Origin of the sequence: Kurthia massiliensis, from assembly GCF_000285555.1 — a bacterium.
GTDB lineage: Bacteria > Bacillota > Bacilli > Bacillales_A > Planococcaceae > Kurthia > Kurthia massiliensis.
On the sequence record NZ_HE610997.1, the window covers coordinates 601,543 to 628,428 of the forward strand.

At 40.7% G+C, this 26,886-nt stretch carries 23 protein-coding genes and 1 other annotated feature; of the genes, 5 read left to right on the top strand and 18 right to left on the bottom strand.

What is annotated here, in order from left to right; all coding sequences use genetic code 11:
- Positions 1-47: 47 nt before the first annotated feature.
- Positions 48-2,195, top strand: a complete 2,148-nt coding sequence (locus KMHG_RS07290) for a cell division protein FtsA (protein ID WP_010288334.1) — start codon at positions 48-50, stop codon at positions 2,193-2,195.
- A 44-nt stretch (positions 2,196-2,239) separates the two neighbouring features.
- Here KMHG_RS07290 and KMHG_RS07295 read toward each other — a convergent pair whose 3' ends face one another.
- From KMHG_RS07295 to KMHG_RS07340, 9 genes are all read right to left on the bottom strand, one after another.
- Positions 2,240-2,740, bottom strand: coding sequence for a YtxH domain-containing protein (locus KMHG_RS07295; protein ID WP_010288336.1), 501 nt, complete (start codon positions 2,738-2,740; stop codon positions 2,240-2,242).
- 19 nt (positions 2,741-2,759) lie between these two features.
- Positions 2,760-3,239, bottom strand: coding sequence for a DUF948 domain-containing protein (locus KMHG_RS07300; protein ID WP_010288338.1), 480 nt, complete (start codon positions 3,237-3,239; stop codon positions 2,760-2,762).
- 222 nt (positions 3,240-3,461) lie between these two features.
- Positions 3,462-4,763: a UDP-N-acetylmuramate--L-alanine ligase gene (gene murC, locus KMHG_RS07305; protein ID WP_010288339.1), complete on the bottom strand. Its 1,302-nt coding sequence runs from the start codon at positions 4,761-4,763 to the stop codon at positions 3,462-3,464.
- A 242-nt stretch (positions 4,764-5,005) separates the two neighbouring features.
- Positions 5,006-8,332, bottom strand: a complete 3,327-nt coding sequence (locus tag KMHG_RS19535; protein ID WP_010288341.1) for a DNA translocase FtsK — start codon at positions 8,330-8,332, stop codon at positions 5,006-5,008.
- A gap of 153 nt (positions 8,333-8,485) precedes the next feature.
- Positions 8,486-9,097 (bottom strand): YtpR family tRNA-binding protein, encoded by a 612-nt coding sequence (gene ytpR / locus KMHG_RS07320; protein ID WP_010288343.1) that lies wholly within the window; start codon positions 9,095-9,097, stop codon positions 8,486-8,488.
- 6 nt (positions 9,098-9,103) lie between these two features.
- Positions 9,104-9,907 (bottom strand): DUF1444 family protein, encoded by an 804-nt coding sequence (locus tag KMHG_RS07325; RefSeq protein ID WP_010288344.1) that lies wholly within the window; start codon positions 9,905-9,907, stop codon positions 9,104-9,106.
- A gap of 12 nt (positions 9,908-9,919) precedes the next feature.
- Positions 9,920-10,234 (bottom strand): thioredoxin family protein, encoded by a 315-nt coding sequence (locus KMHG_RS07330; protein WP_010288345.1) that lies wholly within the window; start codon positions 10,232-10,234, stop codon positions 9,920-9,922.
- A 79-nt stretch (positions 10,235-10,313) separates the two neighbouring features.
- On the bottom strand, positions 10,314-10,832 hold the full coding sequence (locus KMHG_RS07335; RefSeq protein ID WP_010288346.1) for a DUF84 family protein: 519 nt from the start codon (positions 10,830-10,832) through the stop codon (positions 10,314-10,316).
- Between the two features lie 61 nt (positions 10,833-10,893).
- A complete protein-coding gene (locus KMHG_RS07340; RefSeq protein ID WP_010288347.1) occupies positions 10,894-11,967 on the bottom strand; it encodes a M42 family metallopeptidase in 1,074 nt (357 codons plus the stop codon).
- 259 nt (positions 11,968-12,226) lie between these two features.
- Between KMHG_RS07340 and KMHG_RS07345 the strand changes: the two genes are divergently transcribed.
- The gene (locus tag KMHG_RS07345) at positions 12,227-12,541 is read left to right on the top strand and encodes a PepSY domain-containing protein (RefSeq protein ID WP_010288348.1); all 315 of its coding nucleotides are present in this window, start codon (positions 12,227-12,229) and stop codon (positions 12,539-12,541) included.
- Positions 12,542-12,633: 92 nt separating this feature from the next.
- Here KMHG_RS07345 and KMHG_RS07350 read toward each other — a convergent pair whose 3' ends face one another.
- From KMHG_RS07350 to pepV, 5 genes are all read right to left on the bottom strand, one after another.
- The gene (locus KMHG_RS07350; RefSeq protein WP_010288350.1) at positions 12,634-13,494 is read right to left on the bottom strand and encodes a YtnP family quorum-quenching lactonase; all 861 of its coding nucleotides are present in this window, start codon (positions 13,492-13,494) and stop codon (positions 12,634-12,636) included.
- A gap of 122 nt (positions 13,495-13,616) precedes the next feature.
- Positions 13,617-14,267: a tRNA (guanosine(46)-N7)-methyltransferase TrmB gene (gene trmB, locus KMHG_RS07355; RefSeq protein ID WP_010288351.1), complete on the bottom strand. Its 651-nt coding sequence runs from the start codon at positions 14,265-14,267 to the stop codon at positions 13,617-13,619.
- A 129-nt stretch (positions 14,268-14,396) separates the two neighbouring features.
- The gene (locus tag KMHG_RS07360; protein ID WP_010288353.1) at positions 14,397-15,416 is read right to left on the bottom strand and encodes a nuclease-related domain-containing protein; all 1,020 of its coding nucleotides are present in this window, start codon (positions 15,414-15,416) and stop codon (positions 14,397-14,399) included.
- 125 nt (positions 15,417-15,541) lie between these two features.
- Complete coding sequence (dat, locus tag KMHG_RS07365) at positions 15,542-16,390, bottom strand: D-amino-acid transaminase (RefSeq protein ID WP_010288354.1); 849 nt, start codon at positions 16,388-16,390, stop codon at positions 15,542-15,544.
- Positions 16,391-16,516: 126 nt separating this feature from the next.
- Positions 16,517-17,917, bottom strand: a complete 1,401-nt coding sequence (pepV, locus tag KMHG_RS07370) for a dipeptidase PepV (RefSeq protein WP_010288355.1) — start codon at positions 17,915-17,917, stop codon at positions 16,517-16,519.
- Between the two features lie 317 nt (positions 17,918-18,234).
- Here pepV and KMHG_RS07380 point away from each other — a divergent pair, with 317 nt between their 5' ends.
- Positions 18,235-18,456, top strand: coding sequence for a DeoR family transcriptional regulator (locus KMHG_RS07380; protein WP_010288356.1), 222 nt, complete (start codon positions 18,235-18,237; stop codon positions 18,454-18,456).
- Between the two features lie 246 nt (positions 18,457-18,702).
- Here KMHG_RS07380 and KMHG_RS07385 read toward each other — a convergent pair whose 3' ends face one another.
- Together KMHG_RS07385 and KMHG_RS07390 are read right to left on the bottom strand one after the other, a co-directional pair.
- Positions 18,703-19,413, bottom strand: a complete 711-nt coding sequence (locus KMHG_RS07385) for a pseudouridine synthase (RefSeq protein ID WP_010288357.1) — start codon at positions 19,411-19,413, stop codon at positions 18,703-18,705.
- A gap of 8 nt (positions 19,414-19,421) precedes the next feature.
- A complete protein-coding gene (locus tag KMHG_RS07390; protein WP_010288359.1) occupies positions 19,422-21,038 on the bottom strand; it encodes a putative polysaccharide biosynthesis protein in 1,617 nt (538 codons plus the stop codon).
- A gap of 140 nt (positions 21,039-21,178) precedes the next feature.
- On the opposite strand from KMHG_RS07390, the gene KMHG_RS07395 reads away from it, so the two are divergent.
- Positions 21,179-22,441 (top strand): BaiN/RdsA family NAD(P)/FAD-dependent oxidoreductase, encoded by a 1,263-nt coding sequence (locus KMHG_RS07395; RefSeq protein ID WP_010288360.1) that lies wholly within the window; start codon positions 21,179-21,181, stop codon positions 22,439-22,441.
- A gap of 39 nt (positions 22,442-22,480) precedes the next feature.
- Complete coding sequence (locus KMHG_RS19930) at positions 22,481-23,257, top strand: glucosaminidase domain-containing protein (protein ID WP_010288364.1); 777 nt, start codon at positions 22,481-22,483, stop codon at positions 23,255-23,257.
- Positions 23,258-23,399: 142 nt separating this feature from the next.
- Here KMHG_RS19930 and KMHG_RS07405 read toward each other — a convergent pair whose 3' ends face one another.
- Positions 23,400-24,026: a Bax inhibitor-1/YccA family protein gene (locus KMHG_RS07405; RefSeq protein ID WP_010288365.1), complete on the bottom strand. Its 627-nt coding sequence runs from the start codon at positions 24,024-24,026 to the stop codon at positions 23,400-23,402.
- A 114-nt stretch (positions 24,027-24,140) separates the two neighbouring features.
- Positions 24,141-26,558, bottom strand: a complete 2,418-nt coding sequence (leuS, locus tag KMHG_RS07410; RefSeq protein WP_010288366.1) for a leucine--tRNA ligase — start codon at positions 26,556-26,558, stop codon at positions 24,141-24,143.
- Positions 26,559-26,612: 54 nt separating this feature from the next.
- Positions 26,613-26,825 (bottom strand) — a binding site (T-box leader).
- Positions 26,826-26,886: the final 61 nt, after the last annotated feature.

Below are 26,886 nucleotides of genomic sequence, written 5' to 3' on the forward strand. Positions count from 1 at the left end.
AAAAATAAGAAATTTTCTGACTATTAGAGAGGATGTTTGCGTAAACGATGAAAAAAATTTTCGCATTAGACATCGGCACACGCTCCGTCGTCGGTGTCATTTTAGAAAAAACAGGAAATGACTATAACGTTTTAGACCTTTTAATAGAAGAACACAAAGAACGTGCTATGGTAGATGGGCAAATACATAACGTTTTACACGTCGCTGAAGTCATTCAACATATTAAATCGCAACTAGAAGAAAAGCATGGTCCACTCACTCATGTCAGCGTCGCTGCAGCAGGTCGTTCATTGAAAACAGAAACAGGTGAAATGACGCTAGATATTAAAAAACGCGCCTCCATGACAGACGATGATATCCATCGCTTAGAACTCGCAGCAGTCCAACATGCGCAAGAAAAGCTTGTTAATCATCAAGATGGTAAACATGCATCACACTATTATTGCGTTGGCTACTCCGTACTCCATTATTATATCGACGACCAAGAAATCGGCAGCCTCATCGACCAACAAGGTGAAACGGTGAAAATCGAAGTAATTGCGACATTCCTGCCCCGCGTCGTCGTTGAATCGCTCATTGCTTCATTAAAACGTGCAGATTTATCGCTAGATGGCTTAACGCTCGAACCGATTGCAGCGATTAACGCGCTCATTCCGAACACGATGCGTCGCTTAAATGTCGCGCTCGTTGATATTGGCGCCGGCACGTCAGATATTGCGATTACCGACAACAGCACTGTCGTCGCTTACGGCATGGTACCGACTGCTGGTGATGAAATTACCGAAGCATTAAGCGATCAATATTTATTAGATTTCCCGGTCGCTGAAACGATGAAGCGTCAATTACTGCTAAACGATACCGTAACGATTGCTGACATTTTAGGTTTTGAACAAGATGTGCCTTGTGCCGATGTAATTGAACAAATTAAACCAGCAATTCATCATTTAGCACAAAGTATCGCAGATGAAGTGTTGCGTCTAAACAATGCACAATCACCGAAAGCGGTATTACTCGTTGGTGGTGGTTCATTAACACCTTTACTAGAAACTGAACTCGCAGAACGATTACAACTGCCTGCCAATCGCGTAGCTGTTCGTGGCATCGACGCGATTCCTTCATTAGTAAAAGATCCAGCACGCACGAAGTCCCCAGAACTTGTTACACCGATTGGAATTGCGATTGCTGCTGAACATTCACCAATTAAATATGTAACGGTGACAGTGAACGGTCAAATGATTCGTTTGTTCGAATTGAAAGAAATGACTGTTTCAGATGCTTTACTCGCCGCAAATGTACAAGCGAAAAAATTGTACGGAAAACCTGGACTCGGTTTATCTGTGACAGTCAATGGTCAACATATTATGATTCCTGGCGAACACGGTAGCCCGACCGAAATTTTAGTCAACGGCCAACCGACTTCTATGAAAGAAGCGATTCAAGATGGCGACACAATTGAGTTACGTGAAGGTCAAAATGGCGCACCAGGTCACGCATTATTAAATGAGTTAATTGAACTTGCACCGCCGATCGACATTACAGTGTTTGACGAACAATATACACTCGCACCTGTCATTACGGTCAACGGCGTTGAATGTACGCAATTGGACTACGCCGTACAAGATGGCGATGATATTCGTTGTACGCCACTTTCAACGATTGAAGATGTACTTCACACATTACATCAAAAGGCTGCACTTGAGCAAGTAAAACCATTTAAATTAGCAGTCGATCATAAAGTCGTCGAGCTTCCTAGCCTTTCAAGTGAGTTATTACTAAATGGCATGCACGCAAAATTAAATTACCCCGTTCAATCTGGAGATGTGATTGCTATTAAGCCACAGACGAATCCGACAGTAGAATTTGTAGCAAAACATTTGCATATGCAACTTGAAAATACGATTCAAGTGACGTTCCAAGGAGAAACAATTCAGCTATCTAAATTAGCAGTAGACGTTCTCGTCAATCGGAAACCTGCCACACCACAGACGATTTTACAATTGAATGATACAGTTCAATTTATTGCCCTCGATCAAAGCGGTTGGCAATATCAAGATGTATTCCGCTTTTCTGACTGGCAATTACCAACTGATTTTAAAGGGACGTTCAACATATTACGTAACGGCGAAGCAGTCGGCTTTGATGCCCCAATTTTCGGTGGCGATACGTTGACGATTGAACTCTTACCTGCACAATAAAAAAAGGATGTTACCGGTATTGGTAACATCCTTTTTATTGTGCATTATTTTTGATCTGTCGTATATGTCGTTGCTTTCGCATCGGCAATAACTTCATCTAACGACTCTTCTCGCTCTACCTCTGCGACAGTACGGTCAATAATTTCTTCTAATGGCTCCTCACCGTCAGCAGAAACAGTGCCGTCGTCTAACGGAGGTGTCGCTTGTGATTTTAGCGATTTTGCTTTATCGACTACTTTAGCAGATTGTTCTTGGACTTTTTGTGAAAGGTCCGTTGCCTTCTCTTTCACGACCGTCGTATAATCTGCACTTTTCGATTTCAAGTTGTTCGCTTGTAATGTCACATCTTGACGTAATTCTTTACCGGTTTTCGGTGCTAGGAATAGCGCTGCAGCAGCGCCTAAAATGCTACCGACTAAAACGCCAATCGCAAAATCTTTTCCATTCACACTGCTAGAATCTTCGTAAAGCTTCTCCGTATGTTCATACGGTTGTGGTAAGTATTGGTTTTTGACTTCATTGTAATTCGGCTTTTCTGCTGTCATGCGATACATCCCCCTTAAATTACTTGCGTTTGAAGATTGATTTTTTTGGTTTTGCTGTAGCAGGCTGTGCCTCTACAACAACATTCGCTTTTTTATCTTCTTTTAATTTACTGCGAATACCCATAATTGCACTACTCCATTGCACGACTTGACCGATTTGGTCGCTGTTTTTTGCAACGTTGTTTTCGATAGAAGACGTAACGGCTTGTACAGTACTGTTTAAACCTTGCACTGAGTCCCCAAAACCTTTTACTGCGCCAACTAATGAGTTTAGTTGTTGCGATTTACCTTGTACGTCCTCTGCTAAAGAATTCGTTTTTTCTAATAATAAAGTTGTTTCTCTTGTGATGCCTTGCATTTGACCTTCAATGCCTTCCATCGTTTTAGAGATGCTCTTCAACGTTGGATTTAATGCTTTAAGGGTCATCGCTAATGAAATACATAACACTAATACGGCTACTGCAAAAATGAATGCAGCGATGTATAAAACAATAATCACAAAAATCCCTCCTAGTTATACATATTTTCCCACAAATAAATGCAGGTTAAACCTTTACTCTTTACATTCTACAAACAATTCTATTTTCCTGCCACTAAAAAATAGTATCGTACAAAAACGCTTCATGCAGATGGTTTGCTTAAAGCAGTAAATATGGGTCGAGATTAGTTTTTTAAAGAAAATAAAAAGAGATAGCCTACGTGTAGACTATCTCTAAATTGATTATTTTTGTAAGTAATCTTCGAATGCTTTTTGATATTTATTAATATCGCCAGCGCCCATAAATAAGAATACTGCTTTTTCGTGTTTTGCAAGTTCTCCAATGTTGTCCATCGTTAATACGTGATGTTCTTTCACAAGCGCTGCTAAATCGTTGATTGTTAAGTCGCCTTCTTTTTCACGTGCAGAACCGAAAATGTCACATAAGTACACGCAATCTGCAAGATTTAACGCATCTGCGAAATCTTTTAAAAATGCTTGTGTACGTGAGAACGTATGTGGTTGGAATACTGCAAGTAATTCACGATCAGGATATTTTTGACGAGCTGATTGAATCGTCGCTTTAATTTCTGTTGGGTGATGTGCATAGTCATCGACTAATACTTGATCACCGATATGTGTTTCTGTGAAACGACGTTTAACGCCACCGTAAGTGTGTAAACGCGCTTGTACAGTTTCTGTTGGAATACCTTCATAGTGACATAAAGAAATGACTGCTAACGTATTTAAAACGTGGTGGTCACCGTACATTGGAATCGTGAACGTGCTATAAAATTCATTACGCACGAATACGTCAAATGTTGTACCTTCTGTTGATTTTTGTACGTTACGCGCTTCGAAATCGTTGTCGGCACCGAAACCGTAATAAATCACTGGTACGTTCGCTTGAATGCGTTGTAAGTTTTTATCGTCGCCCCACGCAATAATTGCTTTTTTCACTTGTAGCGCCATTTGTTGGAACGCAGAGAAAACGTCTTCGATATCTGAGTAATAGTCAGGGTGATCGAAATCGATGTTCGTCATCACTGCATAATCAGGGTGATATGCTAAGAAGTGACGACGATATTCACAAGCTTCCATGACGAAGTTTTGCGCGTCTTTTGCACCGCCACCAGTACCATCACCAATTAAGTAAGATGTCGGTTGGTCGCCAGCAAGTACGTGCGCCATTAAGCCAGTTGTTGATGTTTTACCGTGTGCGCCTGTAATCGCAACAGATGTATATTTCTCTAAATATTCACCTAAAAATTTATGATAGCGTACAACTTCTACACCCATTTCACGTGCGCGTACAAGTTCTGGATGTTCATCTGGGAAAGCGTTACCCGCGATGACTGTCATACCTTCTTTAATATTGTCCGCATCAAACGGTAAAATGTTCACACCGCGTGCGCGTAATGGATCTTCTGTAAAGAAATGTTTGTCGATATCAGAACCTTGAACTTGTTCACCTGAGTCAAATAAAATTTGTGCTAATGAACTCATGCCAGATCCTTTAATACCTGTAAAATGATAAAATGTCATGTTTGATTGAAACCTCCCGGAAAAGTTACCTTTCCCTTCAATTAATGAACTGCTGGCCTTTATAAGGTCGCTTCTTGCTCTTAGCAAGCAACCCCTCTCGTTCGAGAAAGTTGTGAGTAGTTTCAGGGCTTTCACTCATGCCCAAATCTCCATATGTTCAAAACATTTTTCATTATAGCATGAATTAATGCATTTAAACATAAAACGTTTTTCAATATAAACTATTTTCATTTTTCATATTGTTACCCAAATAATTCGAATACATCGCTCTCTGTTAAATAGACATCTCGCATCTTTTTCCCTGACTGTGCAGCAGAAATGTAATGTAAGTCTTGAAGAGAGTCGATTATGCGTGCAGCACGGTTGTAGCCGATGCTAAATTGACGTTGTAGTGACGACGTCGATGTCTCGCCTTGTTGGACAATATAGCGACAAACTGCTTCAAATAGTTCATCCTGCTTTTCTAGACGATCTGTTTTCTCGACAAGTTCCTCTGGTTGGAACAAGTACTTCGGTTCGCCAAGTGAACGAATGTAATCTGTGACGTCTTCAATTTCCTCATCCGTCACAAACGTTCCTTGTAATCGTACAGGACGGTTCGAACCGTTTGCTAAATAAAGCATATCCCCTCGACCGAGTAATCGTTCTGCTCCTTGCGTATCTAAAATCGTACGTGAATCAACGTTCGATGCCACTGCGAAAGCGATACGCGTCGGAATGTTCGACTTGATCAATCCGGTAATGACATCTACAGACGGACGTTGTGTCGCTACAACTAAATGAATTCCACATGCGCGTGCCTTTTGCGTAATACGGCAAATTGCATCTTCTACGTCCTGTGGCGCTTGCATCATTAAATCGGCTAACTCATCAATGACGATGACGATATACGGCATTTTTTGCGCAAACGCCCGTTTTTCTTCCATCATTTTATTGTAGCGTGAAATGTGGCGGACACGTAATTCATGGAACAACGTATAACGACGTTCCATTTCTTCAACCGCCCACGTTAATGCTGCAGTGGCCGCTTTCACATCCGTAATAACAGGGCTCACTAAATGCGGAATATCCTCATAAATTGAGAGCTCTACCATTTTCGGATCGATTAACATCAATTTTACATCTTGTGGACTAGCTTTCAAGAGTAAACTCATTAAAATCGAATTAATACATACAGATTTACCGGAACCTGTTGACCCTGCAATTAAGCCATGTGGCATACTTGCTAAATCAAATGTCACAGGTTGACCGGTTAAATCTAATCCGAGCGCAACTTCGAGTGGCGATGATGCTTCTTTAAAATTAGCCGTTTCCGTAATTTCCGATAAACGTACTGGACGTTTCACTTCATTCGGAATCTCAATACCGACTAAACTTTTTCCTGGAATAGGTGCCTCAATGCGAATATCATGTGCAGCTAACTCTAACTTTAAATTATCCGCTAAGTTAGTAATTTTTGTCAATTTTACTCCATGACCTACTTTTAATTGGAATTGCGTTACAGTAGGCCCTTGTGTCACGCCTTCAATAGCCGCGTCAATTTGAAAATCTTTTAATGCTTGGACAAGTTTTTTGGCTTGCATGTCCATCCATTCTTTATCTTCTCGTTGCGCAACAGGTGAATTTAAAAAACTCATCGCATGCTGAACATCTGGTTCGATGTATCGTTCTGGCGCTTCGTTAAAAACGAGATCAAACGCTTGCTGTGAAGGTGCAGTTCCTGGCACATTGTTGATATCTTCTACTACATCAGGTGCTGATACATCTTCTTGTACATTTTGTTTTGTTACGCGTTGTTGTTCGGAGGGAGACACCTCATCATCAGTTGTCGATGCTTTCTTCTTATAAGAATTTAATGTCACCGTCGGACGCAATGGTGAAGTAGATAATAATCCTTTTAATTCTTTAGCGCGTTTTACTTGATTTAATTTTTTCTTTTCAGAAGGTAATAACACAACGTTGAATGGACGTGCCTTTTCAATATGTGTAACAAATGCTTCTGTCATCGCTGTTTCTTCTGTCACCGCTATTTCAGATTCATTCACATCTGTCGCTTCTTCAACTGTTGCTTCCTCAATTACTGACGTTGGCGCTTCAATGACATCTTCTGCGTCCGTTTCTTCTACAGAAGTTTGGTCCATAGATGCTTCGTCGCTTTCTTCTTTATGTGCAACTGCCACAGCTGATGGTGCTGCCGCTTCTTCTGATGTTGGCGCAACTGGTAAAGCTGTCATCACTTTTTCATCTAAGACAGGTGCTTGACCGTGCGTGACAGGTTGTTCAATCCCTTGTTCCATTAAAGCCATTGCTTCAGCAACACTCATTGAACGTTGTGGTGCTTCAGTTTTTGCTTCTAATTTTTCTGTCGGTGACAGTTGAATAACTTCGTCTGTTTCAACGACTTGTTGTGGCGCTTCTTCTGATGTTAGTTCAGCTACTTCCGTTTGCACTTCTTCAACTGGTGTTGGTTCAGCTACTTCTGTTTGCACTTCTTCAACTGGTGTTGTTTCAACTACTTCAGGTTGCACTTCTTCAACTGGTGTTACTGGTACGATGTCATCTTGCACAGATGTCTCCACATCTACTAATGATTGTTGTGCATGTTCAGTTGTTGATGCTACTTCTTCGACATCAGGAGTTGTTGCGATTTCAGCAACTGTCTCTTCTGTGTCATTTACAAGCGGCGTTTGTTCTGCAACGTTTGATGTTGCTTCTACTGTCTCTACAACAGGCGCAGGTTGTACTTCTTCCACGACTACTTCTGTTTGTTTTTCCGCAATCGCATTAAGCTCCGGGTGGCGTTGTTCCCACTCTTCTGCAAGTGCTTCAGACGATTTCACTTCTACTTTTTTATCATTTAATGTACGTACACGTTCGCGTTGCGCTTCTACATGTTCTACCGTCACGATTGGGCGTTTTGGCGGTTCTTGGAAACCGTAAATTGGTGACGGCACGAGGCTCGGTTCAAATTTTTTCTTTTGAACCGGTTCTTCATTTAAAAATGATTGTTTCGGTGCAATGTAACGCGGCGATTTTTTCTTCTCAATCGGCGTCGGTACAATAGGCGTTGGTTGTTCACGTGCTACGCGTGGTGTTGGTGTCGGTTGTGAGGTACGAGGCGTCATCGGTTGTGGCTTACGACGTGGTGTCACTGGTTCTGGGGAAATCCCATTTTCAGTGAATGGATTAAATTGCTCACGGCTTACACGTGGTACTGTACCGATTAAACCATTCGGACGATGACCAAATGGATTAAAGTCAGCAGGTGGTTTTTCATAAGATGGTCTCACTTGTACTTCGTGATCTTGGAAGTACGGGCTTTTCGTTTCTGGTGCCTCATATACTTCGTTATACACATCTTCTAACGGTGGCTGCTGGGGCACTTGCTGTTTCGGTTGTAGACGCTGTACGGGTTCTTCCGGCGTATCATAAGCTTGGTATTCTTGTTCTAATAATGACTGTTGCTCATCATAGTACTCATACTGTTCTTCTGTATACGGTTGTTCTTCATATTCGTGTTGTTGTCGATCATTGTTTTCTTTTCCAAAGAGTTTTTTAAAGAAACCCATGTCAATCACTCTCTTCCAATTGAATTCCCTTCATTTTACCAATAATAAATGGCGCCATGCAATGAACACCCTTGTTTTCACATCAAAATAGCTATTTTCTAAAAACAAAAAGAGACTCGGACAATGTAAATGTCCCAGCCTCTTTATAACCCGTTATGCGTGGAATGCTGTGCCTACTTCTGCATTGTTGTCTAATACGAGAATACCGCGTACTTGTGGGGCATTTGGAATTTCTAATTCACGTGCTGAGCACATCATACCGTATGATTCAACACCGCGTAATTTTGATTCGACGATAACAGTACCTGAAGGCATTACTGCACCAATTTTTGCGACAACGACTTTTTGGCCTTCCGCAACGTTTGGTGCACCACAAACGATTTGAATTGGTTGTTCTTCATCTACTTGCACTTGGCAAATGTGAAGTTTGTCTGCGTCTGGGTGATCTGCCACTTCTAATACGTGACCGATAATGAATTTAGGTGTTAAGTCGACATCTAAGTCTAATGTTGCGCCACATGTTTTAATCGCTGCTTTTAAGCCATCTACGAATTCTTCTGTTAACTCAACGTTGCCGTTGATACCATCTAAATTCATATATTTAGATGCATTGAATAAGTTGAATGCTTTCACTTCACCGTTTGCAGCTTCTTTCATCATGTAAAGGTCGCCGTGACGTTCGAAGTCGAATGTGACGATTGGTTCTGTTGATAATTGCACTAAAAGTGTGTCGCCGACGAACGGCTTATTGTAAGATACGATCATGTTTTATTAATCCTCTTTCTTTTGTCTGTTCTTTGCCATAATAAAGATAGGCTCTAATTTGCCCTCTTCGTAAATAAATGATAGTGACGTAATTGGCACCGTCCCAATTGCGAAGAAATGCATCGTCATTTGCGCAAGCACATCATATCCGGCTGGGTTTTGAATGTCCGCAATAATTAATACATCTTGGTGTGGTACCGCAACGGCCATCTCACCCTTTATCTTACCACGCATTTCCTGTAAAAAGGACTCATTTAATAAACGACTTGCATCATAGCCATCATTTTCATTTAAAAAGTAGAACGTGTTGCCCGCGACTTCATCCATTTTTACGTTCGTTGAAAGCTCACGTACTCTGAAACGTGCCGCTTCTTTCATTTGTGTTTCGTTCAATCCTAATTTTTCTAAGATATTAGTGTCAATTAAACGATACGTACGACCTAAATCGAGCGCGTAATAAATTGTCGTCTCTGCTGTATGGGCCGTCGTAATAAAATCGAAACCTTCTTTTGATTGTTTCGGGAATGAACCTGAACGGATGACGGGATAAATCGCAGCTTGTCCATTAAAGCCTTGCTGTTCACGATGCATCGCTTTAAACGTTTCATCAATCGTATAAACGACTTCATCGATTGCTTTTTCACCGCGCTCTTCATATTTTGCAAGCATGTCACCTAATGTCATATCAAGCCCTTTACGTAACGCTTTATGTTCGATGCGCAATTTGTTCGTTTTTTCATCTAGCTGCCACGTATACTGTTGCTCGCCAAGACGTTGTTTTAAAATAGTGATGAGTTCTTTCGCTTTCACATCATCAGTCCTTTACGCTAGTTTTGCTAAAAATGCTTCAATTTCTTGTTGTGTTTTGCGGTCTTTTGATACGAAACGGCCTGTTTCTGTCCCGTTATTAAATGCTAAAAAGCTTGGAATACCGTAAATATCATTTTCTGCACAAATGTCGATAAATTCATCGCGATCAACGTAGACGAATGTCATATCGCTAAATTTTGCTTCTACTTCTGGCATGAATGGATCGATAAAGCGACAGTCTGGGCACCAGTCTGCTGAGAAAACGAAGACCACTTTTTTCGTTTCTTTGAATGTATTAAATTGTTCGATTGATTGTAGTTTTTCCATCATTCATACTCCTTTTATATACGTGTTTCATTACCTTTACTAGTTTAATCATAACGCGCTGTGTACGCAAAGAAAGTGCCTATAACTGCTGAAAATACATGTATTGGCCGACTAAAAGCGTTAAAATGTGCACGAACATCTCTTTACGGTCTACGTAACCGTTCGTAAAGACACCGATTGCGCCGGAATGCTCGCGCGTATTCGTTTGCTGTGCGTACGCATCCATGACCGGCCCTAGCTCTTGACCTGCTAAAATCGGTGCTGCAACTTGTGCAGGTAGTGGGATTTGTGCGCCTGCTGCGGTGTATACGTCACCTGAATCAGTTACTAACGCCGCCCAATTGCATAAATACATGACGTCATCGACTATTTTAACGCCACCTTCTAAGCCAAAACCGATTGATGCATCGCTTGCTGCTAATGCCGCGCGCGCACGATTAATAGCACCTTGTCGCGTTTCTTCTTCTGTCATCGGCTGGTCACGGACGCCTGATGCGACGTCAATCGCTTCAAACGTCGCGTCTTCTATATATGTATGAACGACCGTTTCAACAGCGCCTACTTTCGCGCGGTTTTTCGTACCAATTGCAATATGCATAAAATCTCCTCCAATTAAAAATGCCGACCTTATCATAGACAAAGTCGGCCTTGATTTCAATTTATTTTCCTAAAATTGTGTTTAACGTTGATGTATCTGCTGCGCGTACGAGTGCGACGATTAATGCTTTCGCTGCGTCGATATCGTCTAAATTAACGATAGAAGCATGTGAATGAATGTATCGTGAGCAAATACCGATTACAGAACTTGGCACACCATCGTTCGCTACGTGTACGTTTCCGGCATCCGTACCACCTGGTGAAACAAAATATTGATACGGAATGTTATTCGTTTCCGCCGTATCTAAAATGAATTCGCGCATGCCTTTATGTGTCACCATCGTACGATCGAAAATGCGTAATAACGGACCGTTACCGAGTTGACCGAACTGTGTTTTATCCCCTGTTGCATCGTTTGCAGGACTCGCATCTAATGCGAAAAATAAATCCGGTTTAATCATATTGGCCGACACTTTTGCACCGCGTAAGCCGACTTCTTCCATAACGTTCGCACCTGCATACAATGTATTCGGTAACGTTTCGCCATGTACTTCTTTCATTAATTCAAGCGCTAAGCCACAACCGTAACGGTTATCCCAAGCTTTCGCCATCACTTTTTTCGGATTCGCCATCACTTGGAATTTGCTATCTGGAATAATAGATTGACCAGGTACAACACCCATTGAAATCGCATCTTCGCGATCGTCCGCACCGATATCAATTAACATATTTTTAATTTCCATCGGTTTGTTGCGTTGCTCTGGTGATAGTAAATGTGGTGGAACAGAGGCGATGACACCAGGAATTGGACCATTTTTATCTGTATATACTTGTACGCGTTGTGCAAGCATTACTTGATTTGACCAGCCACCAAGCGTTTGGAAACGAATCATCCCATTGTCAGTAATTTGTGTCACCATAAATGCGACTTCATCCATATGACCCGCTACTAAAATTTTCGGTGTACCTTCCGCGCCATGTTTGACACCGAAAATGCCCCCTAAATTGTCTTGAACGATTTCATCACTATATTGTTCTAAATATGTACGCATGTAAGCACGTACCGCATGTTCATTACCAGGTGCACCTGGTAATTCTGTTAACGTTTTAAACATCTCAAGCGTTTGTTGTTCCAATGTAAATTCCTCCCCTTACTTCCATTAATGCTGCAATTTTCAGTCATTTATATGTGTGGGTGTCCTAAAATTAGACATCTCTTACGTACTATTGTAGCTTTCTATGACTTTAATTGCTACATTACTCTTTTGATTCTCGTAAACATTCGCAACTTTTCTAAAAATGAACGTTTCTTCAGCGTAACCTCTATTTTCTGTTTACACTTCTTTTCGTTCGTATGATACACTATAAGCATAGTTAAATTAAGGGGGAAAACCAATGAAATTACGTGACTTTTTAGTTGGCGTTGCAACTGGTGTTGCAGCAGCATACGTTCTTAAAGAAGCTTCTACACGTGTAAACCCAAACCGCAATCCTAACGCTGTACTTGAAGACATTAAAAACAAGTTCAAAGAAGAAGGCCCAATTGATGGCTCTTGGATCTACATGCAACCGGAATCATTCAAAAAAGAAAACATTTCAATCCCTGTTTACAAAGGCGGCATCTCTCGCGTAGAAGATGGCGAACAAGTAAACTTCGAATTCGCTGCTGATGCAAAAAGCGGTGCAATTGTTGACTTAGTACGCGTTTAATACGTATACGATGACAGACTAAGCTGCATACTTAGTCTGTTTTTTTGTGCAAAAAAACAAAGGGCCTCGTTTGAAGCGATGCCCTTTGTTCATTAAATGCCGTAATCAGCGTGCGTAACTTTTACTTCTTCTAATACTTCTTTGCCAGTCGGGTCCCACTTAATAACACGGTGGAAGTTATCGTGATAAAACGACACATAATACCCTTCTTCTAAAATCGCTTTCGTCAGACGTTCTTTCGCAAAAATCGATGTCATTGGGTAATCATCGTACGCCATCACCCATAACGGATTTTGATGCGCTGTCGTCGCTAAAATATCGCCCATATGAATGAGCGTATCCCCTTGCTGTTCAAAGCGGATGACCGCATGACCGTCGCTATGACCGCCTGTATGTTCAAGCGTAATGCCTGGTACGACTTCGAATGTTTCCGTAAACGTTTTGACTTGTTTTTCAATTGGTTCCCAGTTTTCACGCCAATATGTCGCTTTTGAACGGATATTCGGATTTCTTAATTCATTCCATTCAACTTCTGACGTATAAATCGTCGCATTTTTAAATACTGATACGAGCTCATTGCCTTCGTACTTCGTCAATCCACTCGCATGGTCAAAATGCATATGTGTCATTAAGATGACGTCAATATCGTCCGGCGTTAAATCAAGCGCCGCTAAACTTTCTTCAATGTGCGATTCGCGTGTCACACCGAAATTACGCTTTTGTTTATCATTTAATTTTCCACTACCAATGCCCGAATCCACTAAATAATTCGTGTCCCCGTATTGTACTAAAATTGGGTGTGTCGGTAATGGAATTTGGTTATTGTCGTTCACTTCATACTTACGTGTCCATAGTGGTTTTGGTACAACACCAAACATTGCTCCCCCATCAAGCCATGTCATCCCACCGTCTAACCATGTAAAGCGCATATCATGAAATTGAAAATGATCCATCTCTATATCCCCCTTATTTGAAAAATACAGTTTAATCGTAACATATTATTGCTTAAAATAGAATATTTTTACATTTTATAGAAACAAAAACTCCTCACGAATATCGTAAGGAGTTATCGTCATTATTTTTCAGTAACGAATTGTGCTTCTAGACGGTAAATCGGTTGACCTTTAGAAGAGAATTTTTCTTCGTATTCCGTCATGATGTTGTCTTCTACATCATCGTTGTGTAAATCTAATGATACTAATTTTAATTGCATGCCATAATCAGTCATGCTAATTAAAGAGTATTCGAATAAACCACGGTTATCCGTTTTGAAGTGGATTTCACCGTTGTCGATTAATACGTTTTCATAAAGGCTTAAGAAACCAGCGTGTGTTAAACGGCGTTTCGCATGGCGTGTTTTTGGCCATGGATCTGAGAAGTTTAAGTAAACGCGTGATACGTCGCCTTTTGCAAAGTATTCTTCTAATTTAGAACCGTTTACGTTTAATAAACGTAAGTTCGATGGTTGACCAGCATCTATTGCCTTTTTCGCAGCAATCACGATGACACTATCAAATAATTCAATACCAATATAGTTAATATCCGGGTTTGCTTGCGCCATACCTGTAATAAATTGACCTTTACCTGTACCTACTTCAATGTGAACAGGATTGTCATTTCCAAATAATTCATTCCAACGACCTTTATAGTCTTCTGGGTTTGGCACGACTAAATCTTGATGTTCATTCAAGTAGTCTTCTGCCCAAGGTTTGTTACGTAATCTCAACGTGCTTTCCTCATTTCTATAAGTTGCATTTCAACAATTCATTTTCCAAGAAATCAAGCAATTAGTCAAGCATCTTACGTAGAACACGCAAACGTGACTAGGTGATAACATGACTTCACGATTGGACGATTATAAATCGAATTTTTCAATATCTTCTTTTGTTTTGTACCAGTCCGCGCGGTTAAATGATGTCGTTTGAGAATGCGTCAACAACGCTTCTGCTGCTTTAAATTGCAAATGCTTCATTGGCGACGGGTTACGTTTCAGTTGATCGAACCATTCTGTGTAATGGCGGCGGTCAACAATTTTAATATCGTATAAAGAACCAGGATAATCGATATAGCCGTTACGCGATAATAAGATGCGGTGAATATCGAGTGATACGTCTGCTTCTTCAAAAATTTGACGAACGACACGCTCCATACGATTTAAACTAATAAGTGGGTTTAACACTTTTTTATCTTGATTGCCAATTTTTTTCGTCCAAAAACGTGTTTTGCTATCACCCGTAAAAGCTGCTACGTCTTCTTCTTCAATCAATTGAATAACGAAACATTCCGTCGGTGCTAATACGATAACCCCTACTTCTACAGGTGCTTTTTTTAACTGTAAAATCGGATCATATAATACAAAGTACGTATCAGGCAATCGTTGTACGAGCGTTCGTAACCATGTGTCACGCTGATATTTTGGATCAATATGTGATTTTTCACGCAACGTCGAACTTGCCCATTTCAGTTGAAAATGGAACAACTGATCTAAATACATCCGTTTTAAATCTTGCTCTGTTTGTGGATGATATAACAATGTCGGATTAAAATTAAGCGTCGTTTCTTCATTTGGAATATCTTCTGCCTCGTCAAGCGTATCATCAAAATGCAGTTGTGATGTATTTTGTTCCCACGGATTATCCCAACTATCTTTATGACTTTTACGATGGAAAATACGCTTTAAAATATTTCCTTTCTTTTCAGATGCTTCATCAATCATATTTTCTTCAAGTTCTAATGCAGCGTTATCGTTCGCATGCCATTCGTCTTTCATACGTTTCCATTGCACATGCTTTAAACGCACATATTGCGTCGGATAACGTTTCAAATCAATTTGATATCTTGATACGTAATCCTGTAGCTTAATTAACTGTGCCAAGCTGATCCCTCCAATTGCGTCTGCTCGAACAAAAGAAGAGACTGCCGAAACGTTCATCTTACTTTGAACTTTCTCGGGACAGCCCCCTCACGTTTGTATACATACTAGTATATCGGTTTATCGTATTAAATTGTAATGCTTTGTTGAACTTTTGCATTAAAAGCTTGTTGTAGTTTACGCGTCCATGGTCCCGGTTTTCCATTTTGAATGACGGTATCGTTAATTTTAACGATTGGCGATACTTCTGCGCCTGTCGATGTGAAGAATACTTCGTCCATCGCAAGAAGCGCTTCGACGGTCATCGCTTCTTCAATGACTTCAATACCTTCTTCTTCCGCGCAGCGTAATACGACTTGACGTGTAATCCCGTTCAAAATTAAATTGTTCGCAGGATGCGTATATACTTTGCCATCTTTTATGCCATATACATTTGATGATGAACCTTCCGTCACGATATTGCCACGGTGTAAAATTGCTTCGTCACAATTCGCTTCGTGTGCAGCTTGTTTCGCTAGCACAGCACCTAATAAATTTAAACTTTTAATGTCACAACGCAACCAACGAATATCTTCGTACAATAGCGCTGAAATGCCATTTTCAAACTGTTCGATTGGACGTTCACTAACTTGTGTGTACGCCGTAAACACCGCTGTCGCATTTTCCGGGAAATAATGTTGGCGCTCTGCTACGCCGCGTGTAATTTGCATATACACATGCCCTGTTTCTAATTGATCGGCTTCGACTAAATCGTACACCATTTTGTGTAATACATCTTTCGTATATGGAATGACGATGCGTAATTCATCTGCTGAACGATAAAAACGGTCGATATGTGCAGTCATTTCAAATAAGTTACCGTCATATACTTTCACGACCTCATAAACGCCGTCACCAAACTGATAACCACGATCTTCTGGATCGATTGTTGCCTCATTACGATTCATTAGTCGATTATTTACCCAAATATGTGTCATTATGCACACGCTCCTTCAATTTAACTGTACCGCTATTATCACAAATATTGTGTGAAATATCAAAAAAATATGTCACATCAAAAAAAGGCGAAGCCGCGTGTGAAGCCGCTTCGCCCTTTTGTTTGATTAATCGTTCGTTGTTGCTAATGCAACGATAGCATCTGCGTAAATTGCTGCCGCTTTTACTAAATTTTCGACAACGACAAATTCATCGTGTTGATGTGCGACATCTCCCTCACCTGGGAATAACATACCGAATGCAACACCTGTCGGTAATTCACGTGCATACGTACCGCCACCTGTTGATAGCAATGTCGCTTTTTCACCTGTATGACGTTCATAAACAGCTGATAACTTTTGGACCAATTCTTCTTCAGACGCCACATAATGTGGTTTTGAATCTTCAACAATGATAAGTTCAAATCCCGTACCTGCTAGTGCTGCACGTCCTTTTTCAATCATCTCGTCAAATTCATAAGACACAGAGTAACGCATCGATACGCGTACTTCGCCAATGCGACCTGCTTCAAATTCAATAATACCCGCATTTAACGTCGTATCGCCAGACATATCGTCGCTATACGCTAAACCGAGCGCATGACCACGTGTTTCGCTCGCAAAACCTTTTACGATAAAATCAATAAAGCGTTTTGATGTCGGTGTATTCACAACGTCTGCTAAAAATACAGCGAGCTTCACTGCTGCATTGACACCATTGTTCGGTTCCATCGCATGTGCTGATACACCTTTTAACGTTACGGTATACGAATTATTTTCATTGTTCGTTATTTCGCCTGTTAACGATTGTTGTTGAATGTACGCATTAAAAGCATCAACGATAGATGCATCGACATGTTGCAACGTAGCTGTCGCAAAATCAGGTACCATATTCGTACGGTGGCCCGCGTTGAATGTGCGTAATTGTTCGTCATCGTCTGTCACATCTTGCAAACGGTAAATCGTATCCGCTATCCCTTTTTCTGCATTGATCATCGGGAACTCAGCATCTGGTGCAAAGCCTAATGTCGGTACTTCTTCATTTGCTATATAGTGCTCGATACAACGGAAGCCCGTTTCTTCATCTGTACCGATAATCATTCGAACGCGGCGATCTAATTTAATTCCTGCGTCTTTTACCATTTTCATCGCAAGCCATGCAGCCATCGTTGGTCCTTTATCATCAATCGCACCGCGACCGTATAACTTTCCGTCCTCAATTTCACCACCGAATGGCGCGTGTACCCAATCGCTACCTGCTGGTACGACGTCGACGTGACAAAGAATGCCGACCATTTCATCGCCATCGCCCATTTCGATAAAGCCAACTTTGTTGTCCATATTAACAGTGCGCATGCCCGCTGCATCACCTTTTTCTAACATCCACTGTAACGCTTTTAATGGTCCTTCTCCGAAAGGCACTGTCGGTGTCGCTGTCGCTTCATCGAGCACGCTATCAATTTGAATGAGTGCTTGTAAATCTGCAATCATTTCTCCCTCACGTTTTTTCGCTTGTGCTAACCAATTCATATCCGAAAAACCTCCTTCATACAATACTATCAGTGTACAACGTATTGCCTTTTATTGAATAGCAAAACTATAAAATACGAACATTAAATTAAATAAATCTTATAATTATTCGTTTACTGACCGTAAATTTTTGGTACTTCAACATTTTTTTGAGGTAAATATATGGAATGTTGTTTGTTTTTCGGCTATAATGGTGGTGTCAGAAACAATCTGGCCATTAAAACTGAAAAGGGGATGTCTAAGGCAGCCTATAATAGCCTAAGAAACTTGTATCGTCCGCTAGTCTTGAGAAAAAAGATGAAGGAGTGGTTCACCTTATGAAACCAACAACTGATCGGATGCTTAATCGCATTAAAGATGTGTATATGTATATCCATGAAAATGGGACTGTAACTACGCAAGATTTAGTCGATGAATTTGGCATCACTCCTCGCACCATTCAGAGAGATTTGAATGTGTTAGCCTATAACGACTTGGTAGAAAGTCCAAGCAGAGGTAAATGGACAACGACGCGTAAAAAAGTGAAAATGACATCTTAGAAAGGTTCAACGAGCGAATCTCACGCCTTTTCGTTGAATGAGAAGCTACTCGCCCTAAGAATATTAAACATGCTGATGGCCGACTTCTCAAACTCATATTCAGTAACGAAATAAAAATAATGACCATGCTGCGTCGCTTGGTCATTATTTTTGCCAACAAATATAACAATGTCTTACATAATACGTATCGCGCCTGCGATGCGTTTTTTTTATGCACAAAAAAAGCCGGCAAATGCCGACTTTTTATTAGCGATCTTGTAACAGCGCTACTTCTTCTTTTGTTAATTCACGATACTGTCCAAGTTCAAGTGCTGGATCTAATTCAAGCGGCCCCATTGATAAACGTTTTAAATACGTCACTTCGGTACCGATTGCTTTAAACATACGCTTTACTTGGTGGAACTTACCTTCTGAAATTTCAAGTTCGATTTCAGATTGCTCACCACTCGCTAAAATGTTTAACTTCGCGGGCTTCGTTTGATAGCCGTCATCAATGACAACGCCTTCCTCAAACAATGCGATATGTTCTTCTTTCACTTCTCCATCAATTTGCGCGTAATACACTTTCGGCACGTGCTTTTTCGGAGATAGTAAATTATGTGTTAATTGACCATCGTTCGTAATGAGTAAGAAACCTTCTGTATCTTTGTCTAAACGACCAACTGGAAACGGCTCGTAATGTTGATGGAACGGTTCTAATAAATCGATAACTGTCGGGTCGTAATTGTCCTCTGTCGCTGAGATGACGCCTGCTGGCTTATTCATTAATAAATAAATGAATGGCTCATACGTCACACGCTCGCCGAAGATGACGACGTTTTGTTTGTCTGGGTCTACTTGTAAACCGACATCTTTCACTTCTACGCCATCTACTGTGACAGCTTTTTGTTTAATGAGCTTTTTCACGTCTTTACGTGTCCCAAAGCCCATATTCGCTAATAATTTATCTAAGCGCATAAAATCTCCTACTTAATGTGTAATTTTTTTGCAAGTCGTTCGAAACGGCTGCCAAGTAATTTTTGAGCTAAGCCGAGTTTTAATGCTAAGAAGCCGTAAACGACAACGCCTGCGCCACCGCAAATGAATAAGTAAATCATCGCGATCCAACGCGTATTTGGCTCTGGTAAAACGAAGCCTAACACGAAACGCACGATATATACAGCAACGACCATTAGCGCTGTTAGCATCGCGATTAAAATAATGCGACGCACGAGACGCTTCGGTTTGTAGTTTAATACTTTTACGATGACCGCAATGTTAATACCAATCGTTACGACATAACCAATCGCTGTTGCATAGATGGCACCTGGTGCTTCAAATGCTTCAATCATCGGAATGTTAATCGATAATTTAATTAAAATACCGACTAATAAACTGAAGATGATCCATTTTTGGTGGTCGATCCCTTGTAATAACGCTGCAGTTACCGAGAATAATGCAAATAAAATGGCAACTGGTGAATACAGTGCTAAAATATGTGCCCCCATATCACTTGGTGAATATAAGAACGTATAAATTTCATATGATAAAACAGAAATACCGATGACCGCTGGTAACGTCACAAATAATAAAATTTGGAACGTTTTATCCATCGTCTCAATCACATCGCTATGTTTACGTTGCGTGTAGAAACGTGTAATTGCTGGTACGAGTGCCATTGAGAAACCAGTCGCTAACATAACTGGAATCATCACAATTTTTTGTGTTGTAAAGTTCAACATACTTAAATATAAGTCAGATACTTTTGATAAACCGATTTCCGCCATCGCTGTGTTAAACGTCAGCATATCAATTAATTGGAATAACGTTGACGCAATCCCAACGAATACGTACGGAATCGAATACGTTAATACTTCTTTATAAATTTTAACGTAAGAGAAGTCCTCAGGTGAGTTGACGCTCTCCGCTAACTTTAAATCAAACTCTGGTTTTGATTTTTTCCAGTAATACCCCATGACTGCTAAACCGCCGAGTGCACCGATAAATGATGCAAATAACGCAAATGATACGGCAGATTGCGCTGTACCACCGAACATGCGCATTAAAATAAATGCGCCGACTAATACAACGATAATACGCACAATTTGTTCAACGAGTTGAGATACAGCTGTCGGTGTCATTTGACCATACCCTTGGAAAAAACCACGTGTAATACTCATAAATGGCACGACTAATAATGCAAAGCTTACCCAACGGATAACTCCTGCGATTTGATCTGTTGTAAAGATCTGCTCGTCGTCTTTAATAACGAGTCCGGCAATCGGATCGGCCAATAAATAAAGCGCCGCAAAACATATAATTCCCGAACCAATCATAATAAGGACACCGGACTTCATCAGCTTACGACCAGATGCATAATCCCCTCGACTGTTGTATTTCGAAACGAACTTCGACACCGCGACCGGTGCACCTGAAATCGCAATCGACAACATAATCGAATATGGAATAAAGCCGTAAGAGTAAAGTGCCACATTTTCCTCACCGATAATGGCATAGAACGGGAATACGTAAATTAAGCCAAGTACTTTCGATAAAAACATACCGATCGTTAAAATGGCCGTCCCTTTCATAAATGATGACATATTAACCTTCCATTCTTTTTCAAAAAATAAAATCACTAAATTTTAGTTTACAACTCGAAGGACAATTACTCAAATAGTTTCTTCACATCGTGTATAATAAATTGAACTGAAATTTCAATTTAGAAAGTGAGCGTTTTTATATGTATGATGTAATCGTCATCGGTGGAGGCCCGTCAGGATTGATGGCCGCAATCGCCGCTGGTACGAACAATAAAAAAGTATTATTACTCGAAAAGGGTAAAAAACTCGGACAAAAATTAGCGATTTCAGGAGGTGGCCGTTGTAACGTTACAAACCGCCTACCTGTCGATGAAATCGTCAAACATATTCCTGGTAATGGCCGTTTCCTTTATAGCCCATTTACCATTTATAACAATGAAGACATTATCGCCTTTTTTGAAGGCTTAGGCGTCGATTTGAAAGAGGAAGACCACGGTCGTATGTTCCCTGTCTCAAACCGTGCACAAGACGTGGTAGATGCGTTAATTCGCGAGTTAGATCGCCTCGGTGTTGAAATCCGTCAACAAACAGCGGTCGAAAAATTATTAATGGACGACGACAAAATCTTTGGTGTGCGCTTACAATCTGGTGAAGATATTAAAGCAAATGCAGTTGTCGTTGCTGTCGGTGGTAAAGCCGTACCACAAACAGGTTCTACAGGTGATGGCTACCCTTGGGCAGAGCGCGCCGGTCATACAGTGACGGATCTGTATCCAACGGAAGTTCCTTTGCTATCGAATGAGACGTTCATTCAATCAAAAGAGTTGCAAGGTCTAGCACTGCGCGATGCCGCTGTTTCTGTCTTAAAGAAAAACGGTAAAGCGATTATTACACACCAAATGGACATGTTATTTACGCACTTCGGTTTAAGCGGCCCAGCGATTTTACGTTGTAGCCAATTCGTCGTCAAAGAATTAAAGAAAAACGGTGGCAAACCTGTCACAATGAAAATTCAATCATTAACAGATTACAATGCCGAATCCGCATTCCAAATGTTAATGAAATTAGCGAAAAACGATCCGAAAAAAGCGTTGAAAAACACGTGGAAAGGGATCGTACCTGAACGCTGGTTACTGTTCTTAATGAATCGCGCAAATATCGCTGAAACGTCGACAGGTGCTGATTTATCGAACGAACACGCACGCGCATTAGCAGCTGATTTAGTTGGCTTTGAAATGACTGTCTACGGTACGCAACCAATCGAAAAAGCATTCGTAACAGGCGGCGGCGTTTCTGTAAAAGAAATCGAACCGAAAACGATGGCATCGAAGAAAAAATCAGGCCTTTATTTCTGTGGTGAAATTTTAGATATTCATGGGTATACAGGCGGTTATAATATTACGGCTGCGCTTGTGACAGGTCACATCGCCGGCGATAACGCGGCGAACTTTTCACACGCATAAACGTCTTACGTATGTATATGATTTGAAAGGGGTCTTCTGATGAAGAAACGTACGTCATGGGTCAAGTGGCTCGTCATCACGATGCTCACGTTTATACTACTTACGGTGATTGCTGTTGTCGCATTGTTTCAAGTGCTCGATGCTGCGAAAACAACATTGCCTGCACCTTCTACTGAACAGCATGAACGTGAAGCCTTTATCGGACAAATTGGTGAGGTAGCGCGAGAAGTAGCGAGCGAACACGGCTTATACGCTTCTGTCATGATTGCCCAAGCATCGCTTGAAAGTCATTTCGGCACGAGTGGTCTTGCTAGCGCGCCGAACTACAATTTATATGGCATTAAAGGTGCTTATAACGGTAAATCTGTCAAAATGGAAACAGAGGAAGATGACGGTAAAGGCAATATGAAAACGATTAAAGCGCATTTCCGTCAATATCCTGACTACCAAGCATCACTAGAAAACTATGCAGATTTACTAGCGAAAGGTACGTCATGGGACAAAAACTTTTATAGCGGTACGTTTAAAACAAATGCCGCTTCCTATGAAGAAGCAACGGCTGCGCTAACAGGTAGTTATGCTTCTGATTCTAGTTATGAACATAAGCTCAATGAATTAATCGAACAATATCATTTAACAGCTTATGATGATGAATATGCGATGAAACAAATCGTTACTGCCGGTCTTTTCGATAACGTCGAAGATATCTCAGCAACGTACAATATTCCCGCAACACTCATTCGTCAATGGAACAGTTTAAAAACGAATGAGCTGAAAAAAGATCAACAAATTACGTTATACATCAGCAACAATTAAAAAAGAGGCTGGGACATAAGTGTAAAAACACCATCTCAAATGAGCATAAGAAAAACCGGAATCGCGCTGTGGCGCGGTTCCGGTTTTTTGTTGCGAACGCTAAAAAAGGAAAGTGAAATGTTTTGTCCCAGCCCCTTTTTCGTTAGCGGTCGAAAATATTTTTTAAATAGTACACGAGACTTAATAACTCGCGGAATAAGTTAATGAAGTCTAAATATAAATCTAACGCCACAAGTGGTACATCTTCATCGCTAATGCGTTGATGACGGATTTGGTTCATGTCGTATAGCGTATAAGCGACGAATAAAATGACGCCGATCGCACTCGCAATCACCATAATAATATCGCTAAAACCAACGAAAATCGTAATAATTGAAAAGACGATGACACCGATTAAGACGATAAATAAAATTTTCCCTAAGCCTGCTAAATTCGATTTTAAGTTATAACCGATAAAGCCTGTAATAATAAAGATAGCAGCCGTCGTACCGAAAATTGCGATAACGAGTCCACCGCCGAGTGAACCGATATAAAAGTTTAATAAACTATATAGCGTAATCCCTGTCAATAATGCAAATAATGACGATAACCATTTACTCATACGACGTGCAGCGCGGCTAAACATAAAGATTAGTAAAATAATAATCGTTACGATAGAAATCGGCATGACGAGTGATGCCGGAATAAACACACCGATGAATAAACCGACTGCTGTTAGTGCCCATAACCATGTAAAGAAACGCAACACTTTCGCAAATTGTGTATCCATATGAATCTCTCCTAAAATATTAATACGTATTATACGATTCAGTACGTAAAAAGTTTCATTTTGCTGCATATAAATAGCCCGCTCCCCTAGTGGAGAACGAGCTATAAACGTGCATTATTTTGCGACGATATTTACAAGTTTGCCTGGTACAGCGATCACTTTTTTAATGTCTTTGCCTTCAATGTATTCTTTCACATGATCGTTTGCAAGAGCGATTTGTTCTAGCTCTTCGCGGCTAGCATCTTTCGCTACCATTAATTTCGCACGTACTTTACCGTTTACTTGAACAACGATTTCAACTTCGTCATCTACTAATTTAGATGCATCGAATGTTGGCCACTCGGCGTAAGTGATTGTTTCTTCGTGACCTAGTTTTTCCCAAAGCTCTTCAGCAAGGTGAGGTGCGATTGGAGAAAGCATTTTCACGAAACCTTCAGCGTATTCTGTCGGTACAACGTCTGCTTTGTAGCAATCGTTGATGAATACCATCATTTGAGAGATAGACGTGTTGAAACGGATATGTTCGTTGTTGTCTGTCACTTTTTGAACTGTTTGGTGATACACTTTTTCTAATGTTGTATCTGTTGAATCTTGAACTTTTGAAGATAATTCGCCAGTTTCTTCATCAACGAATAAACGCCATACGCGGTCTAAGAAACGACGTGCGCCATCAAGACCGTTTGTAGACCAAGGAATTGATGCTTCAAGAGGTCCCATGAACATTTCGTATAGACGAAGTGTATCCGCACCGTGTGATTCGATAATATCATCAGGGTTTACAACGTTCCCTTTAGATTTAGACATTTTTTCATTACCTTCACCGAGGATCATCCCTTGGTTGAATAATTTTTGGAATGGCTCTTTCGTTGGTACAACGCCTAGATCGTATAATACTTTATGCCAGAAACGAGCATATAATAAGTGAAGAACTGCGTGTTCTTGACCACCGATGTAAATATCTACTGGTAACCAACGTTTAAGAAGCTCTGGATCTGCGATTGCTTCTGTGTTGTGTGGATCGATGTAGCGTAAGAAGTACCATGAAGAACCAGCCCATTGTGGCATTGTGTTCGTTTCACGACGACCTTTCATACCTGTTTCAGGATCAACGACATTTACCCAATCTTCAATGTTCGCAAGTGGTGATTCACCTGTGCCTGAAGGACGGATATCTTTTGTTTTTGGTAATTCAAGTGGTAGTTGATCTTCTGGTACTGTCGTAATTGAACCATCTTCCCAGTGAATAACAGGGATTGGTTCACCCCAGTAACGTTGACGAGAGAATAACCAGTCACGTAAGCGGTAAGAAACTTTTTTCTCGCCGACTTTATTTTCTTCTAACCAAGCGATTGCTTTCGCAATACCTTCTTGTTTATCAAGACCGTTTAAGAAGTCAGAGTTGATGTGTACGCCATCTTCTGTAAATGCCGCTTCTTCAACGTTGCCGCCTTCAAGTACAGGAATGATTGGTAAATCGAATTTTTTCGCAAATTCGTAGTCACGTTCGTCATGTGCTGGAACAGCCATGATCGCACCAGTACCGTATGAAGATAATACGTAGTCAGCAATCCAAATTGGCACTTCTTTGCCGTTGATTGGGTTGATTGCATAAGCACCTGTGAAGACGCCAGATTTTGTTTTTGCAAGATCTGTACGTTCAAGGTCAGATTTCACTTTTACTTCATCTAAGTAAGCATCAACTGCTGCTTTTTGTTCTGGTGTTGTAATTTTTTCAACTAACTCATGTTCTGGTGCAAGTACTGTGTAAGTTGCGCCGAATAATGTGTCAGGACGTGTTGTGAATACTGTGAATTTATCACCAGTAGAAGCAACTGTGAAGTCTACTTCAGCACCTTCAGAGCGACCGATCCAGTGACGTTGCATATCTTTAATGTTTTCTGGCCAATCAACATCTTCAAGATCGTCGATTAAACGGTCCGCGTATGCTGTAATTTTTAACATCCATTGTTTCATTGGGCGGCGTTCTACAGGGTGACCACCACGTTCTGATTTACCGTCGATTACTTCTTCATTGGCAAGTACTGTACCAAGTGCTGGGCACCAGTTTACAGCAACTTCATCAATGTATGCTAAGCCTTTTTTGTACAATTGGATGAAAATCCATTGTGTCCATTTGTAGTAAGATGGATCTGTTGTGTTAATTTCGCGATCCCAATCGTAGCTAAATCCAAGCTCTTGGATTTGGCGTTTGAATGTTGCGATGTTTGTTAATGTGAATTCTGCTGGGTCATTACCAGTATCTAACGCGTATTGTTCAGCAGGAAGACCGAATGCATCCCAACCCATTGGGTGAAGTACATTGTAGCCTTGCATACGTTTGAAACGAGATAAAATATCTGTCGCTGTATAACCTTCTGGGTGACCTACGTGTAGACCAGCACCTGATGGATATGGGAACATATCTAATGCATAAAATTTTGGTTTTTCTGGCTCATTTGTCGTTTTGAACGTTTTATTTTCGTCCCACACTTTTTGCCATTTTTTTTCGATGTCTTTATGGTTAAAGCTCAAAGTAATTGCCTCCTCTAAATAATTTAAACGTAAAAAAATGCTGTCATCCCTATGAAAAGGGACGACAGCATAAAACGCCACCGCGGTACCACCCAAATTAGTGTACTCACTCAACTTGAATCCTTAACGCGGACGGACGACTTTGGTTAATTTACGTTCACCAATGTGACTCCAAGGCGAGTTCTGCTACTGCATGTACTAGTTTCCACCAACCACTAGCTCTCTACAAACAATTCATAACGTACTATTCCTCTTCATAGTCATATCATATTGCCCTCATTGTACTTGAATTCATGTATGTTGACAAGAGATTGCGCTATTTTTAGAA